This window comes from Nostoc sp. (assembly GCF_035638895.1).
Taxonomy (GTDB): domain Bacteria; phylum Cyanobacteriota; class Cyanobacteriia; order Cyanobacteriales; family Nostocaceae; genus Nostoc.
On record NZ_DASQZC010000531.1, the window covers coordinates 1 to 3,626 of the forward strand.

General features: G+C 43.6%; 4 protein-coding genes. 3 read left to right on the forward strand and 1 reads right to left on the reverse strand.

Features of this window, described 5'->3' with window-relative positions; genetic code table 11:
* Positions 1–323: 323 nt before the first annotated feature.
* The 3 genes from VE944_RS26240 to VE944_RS26250 all read left to right on the forward strand — a co-directional run bounded on the left by VE944_RS26240 (position 324) and on the right by VE944_RS26250 (position 2,636).
* Positions 324–941: a phycobiliprotein lyase gene (locus VE944_RS26240; protein ID WP_324984088.1), complete on the forward strand. Its 618-nt coding sequence runs from the start codon at positions 324–326 to the stop codon at positions 939–941.
* Positions 942–1,496 carry a hypothetical protein gene (locus VE944_RS26245; protein WP_324984082.1) on the forward strand — a complete coding sequence of 185 codons (555 nt, stop codon included), beginning with the start codon at positions 942–944 and terminating at the stop codon, positions 1,494–1,496.
* 372 nt (positions 1,497–1,868) lie between these two features.
* Complete coding sequence (locus VE944_RS26250) at positions 1,869–2,636, forward strand: phycobilisome rod-core linker polypeptide (RefSeq protein ID WP_324984084.1); 768 nt, start codon at positions 1,869–1,871, stop codon at positions 2,634–2,636.
* A gap of 165 nt (positions 2,637–2,801) precedes the next feature.
* On the opposite strand, the gene VE944_RS26255 is transcribed toward VE944_RS26250, so the two are convergent.
* Positions 2,802–3,626, reverse strand: an 825-nt coding sequence (locus VE944_RS26255) for an RluA family pseudouridine synthase (protein WP_324984087.1), incomplete at its 5' end; no start/stop codon positions are given.

The following is a 3,626-nucleotide window of genomic DNA, read 5'->3' on the forward strand; positions in this document are numbered from 1 at the left end:
TTATCAGCGTAAACTGCATATAATTACCAATCTATTAAACGACGTTTTGACATCTTTAATCTTAAGTGCTTATTTTTTATAATGGTTACACAGGGGAGTGTGTAGAGTATGTCACAATGTTTGTATACCAAAAACTATAAAAATAAAAAACCGTAAAACGTCATCCGCAGGAGTAAGGGACTTGCAAGAAATAAATTATCCAATCTTGTGGGGTGGGCATCTTGCCCGCCTTTGACTATGGGCGGACGAGACGCCCACCCCACAATAAATAGTTGTATATTTTTTTATTTGGAAGTCCCTAATAAGTAGGAGTTAGAAGATTGATAGACGCAATGGACTTTTTTCAGTTAAGTGCTGGTAAGTGGCGATCGCAACGTGCAACTCATCACCTACCCTTTAAGCGCTCAGAAACAGGAGAATCGGATATACAGGTAGAAACTCTGGATGCCAATCATCCAGAAATCATTGAACTGTGCCAGTATCATCAGATTGACCCCAGCCTGTCAGTAGGTGGATCACGGGTGCGTTGGCTGGGCACAATGGCCTGGGATAGAGAAAATGACGAGAACCATCAAGGGAAAACCATATTTGCGATCGTTCCTGATGGCGATAACCCAAGAGCTGGTAAATTACTCCGTGAAAGAGGCTACGCTGAAATTATGCCTGTAGTCGGTCTTTTTCACATGGATGATGAAGATGGGCTAGTGTTGACAACCGAATACGAAACAATGAGTTCCATTGAAAGATTCTGGTTCGCTAGCCCAAATATGCGACTACGAACCAGTACAGTGAAACGCTTTGGTGGCTTCAGCACTGCATCATTTTGTACCGAAACTCGCATTGAAACTTCTATTGAAGCTTCCAACCCAGAACAAGTAACAGAAAAACAAGGGTCGGATGTTTTGGAAAAAAGAGAGTTTTATTCAGTTTTGGGCTGGTGAATGATTCTTAAGCAGACCGATGCTTTTACTCGTGGCCGAGATTATCTGCATCGAGTACAGGGGTTTGCCCTAGAACCGGGTATGGTGGATGTGTTCGATAACGTGCGCGATCGCATCCCCATTTGTACTTGGATCGGTGATAATATTAACACCGTTAACGCTCAGATCAATACCTATCTAGACCTTTGTCATGAGTGTTTTCATCCCCAAGAGCGTCGCCACATCCAAATTTTTGCAGTCCCCATAGCTCAATCCTTCGGCATCGACGGGCTGTGCAATATTCTCACAAACCCAGTAACTATTCTGGTAGATGTCGGTCGAGTTGCACCTAGACACTGGTTTGGTGTAGTCGTTCATGAATACGCCCATGCCCATCTAGGAGACTTTGGTCACAATCAGCAGTTTGCTAGCATCTTATCTCATTTATGTTTAGGACTGGGATTAGAACCACCCTACTGGGAGGCAGGGATGGAAGCAACTTTGCGTAGCTGGCCTCACTGTAAGTCAACTATAGATCCCTTGGAATTTTGGATAGGTCGAGGGAGTAGGGAGTAAGGGAAACAAAGGGACAAGAGGTGAGAACTTGCAACAAGTCTTTCCCCTTGTTTTTAATTCTTCACTCCCTATTAATTTCTTTTGCTATATGTTAAAAATTATTGCTTTATTTCAAAAAGGTGAAACTGAATCTTCTAATCTGAAGTATGTGAACAAAGTTTTTTAGGTAGTTATTAGGCTGAAAGGGTCACTGCCTTTATAAATTAGCTATGGGTTGAGTCCAACAAGCTAATACTTGTTTTTTGGAATAGTTAAATTCCCCTTAGTTAAGTTTCGTGAAATTTTATCAGAATCTGAAGTTTTGATACAACTACTCCCTTAATATGTGATCTAAAGTTGTTAACTTTAATTAAGAAATATGGAGGCTTTAGAGTGGCAATTCCTCTGTTAACATACGACCCTTCAAGTCAAAATCAGCGTGTAGCTGCATACGAAGTACCGGGTGATGAACAGCCCAGGATTTTTACTACAGACAATTTGCTTTCTCCGTCAGATTTAGACGTTCTGATTGAAGCAGCATATCGTCAAATTTTCTTTCACGCCTTTGCTTCCGATCGCCAAACATTTTTAGAGTCCCAACTCCGTAATGGACAGATTACAGTGCGGGACTTTATTCGTGGGTTGCTGCTTTCCGATACCTTTAAGAAAAGCTTCTACGACCTCAACAATAATTATCGCTTTGTTGAGCAAGTAATCCAGCGTGCTCTAGGACGCGACCCATACAGTGAGCGGGAAAAAATTGCCTGGTCAATTGTAGTCGCTACCAAGGGTATTAGAGGTTTTATTGATGAAGTCCTCAACACTGAAGAGTACCTGAGCAATTTTGGAGACTCCACAGTGCCTTATCAGCGCCGTCGCATACTGCCATCCCGCGCTGAAGGTGAGTTGCCATTCAACATCAAATCTCCGCGATACGAAGCTTACCACCGTGCCAAACTGGGTTTCCCCCAAATCATTTGGCAGGTCGAAGTACGCAGATTCCTCCCACAAGAGCGAAAGCCCAAGGCAGGCGATCCAGCTCTATTCTTGTCTATGGCACAAAGTGTCAATGCAACTGGCAATACGCCACAAAGGATCTCGTCATTCAACATCGATATCGAAAAGTCTGTACCTTATCGCCAGTTGGCTGGAATTAAGTAACGATTTTGGTTCAACGGCTGTCTAGTACATCCATCTGATCATTTATAGCGTGCATAAGTCTTGGGTTATGTAGGAGTTTCATTTAGGTATAACTAGTGGAACAGACTCTATCCCATGTCTAATGCACGCTAGTTGTTAATGGGTATTGGACATTGGGCATTAGGCCTAAAGTGTAGTTCGTCTTTTTAACATCTCCAAAAGTTTTGTAAAATGGCTGGGAGGGTTTGCTGTCACCTCAATCAACTCTCCAGAGACGGGATGCTGCAATTTTAGTCGCCAAGCGTGCAGTGCTTGACCGGGCAAATTTACCCCCACTGAATGACCAGAACTATAAACTGGGTCGCCGACAATAGGATGACCCATTTTGGCGCTGTGGACGCGAATTTGATGGGTGCGTCCAGTTTCTAGTTGGAAGTGGATTAAGGTAAAGTTGCCGAGGCGTTCTAGTACTTGCCAATGAGTGACGGCGGCTCGTCCGCCTTGTTCAACAGGCATAATAGCCATTTTTTTGCGGTCTTGTGGATGGCGACCAATGGGTAAGTCAATTGTGCCACTTTCAGCTTTTGGCGCACCGTAAACCACACCCAAGTATTCTCTGCGTGCGGTTTTAGCTTTGAGTTGTGCTTGTAGGTGATGATGGGCAACTTCTGTTTTAGCGATCGCGATCGCACCTGTTGTATCCTTATCTAATCGATGGACGATTCCCGGACGTTGGACTCCGCCAATTCCTGGTAAATTAGGACAGTGTGCCAATAGAGCATTTACCAAAGTGCCATCGGGATGACCAGGTGCAGGATGGACAACTAAACCTGCGGGTTTGTTAAGAATGAGTAACTGGTCGTCTTCGTAGAGGATATCTAAGGGGATATCTTCTGCAAGGAGTTCTAAAGGTTGCGCTTCTGGTATTTCGAGAGTGATGCGATCGCCTAACTTGACATTAATTTTCTTAGATGTGCAAACTTTATCGTTAAGTTGGACATTACCCTGTTC

What these genes read in the sequence shown, in the direction of transcription:
- VE944_RS26245 (WP_324984082.1), top strand. Translation starts at nt 942, where the DNA reads ATGATTCTTAAGCAGACCGATGCTTTTACTCGTGGCCGAGATTATCTG.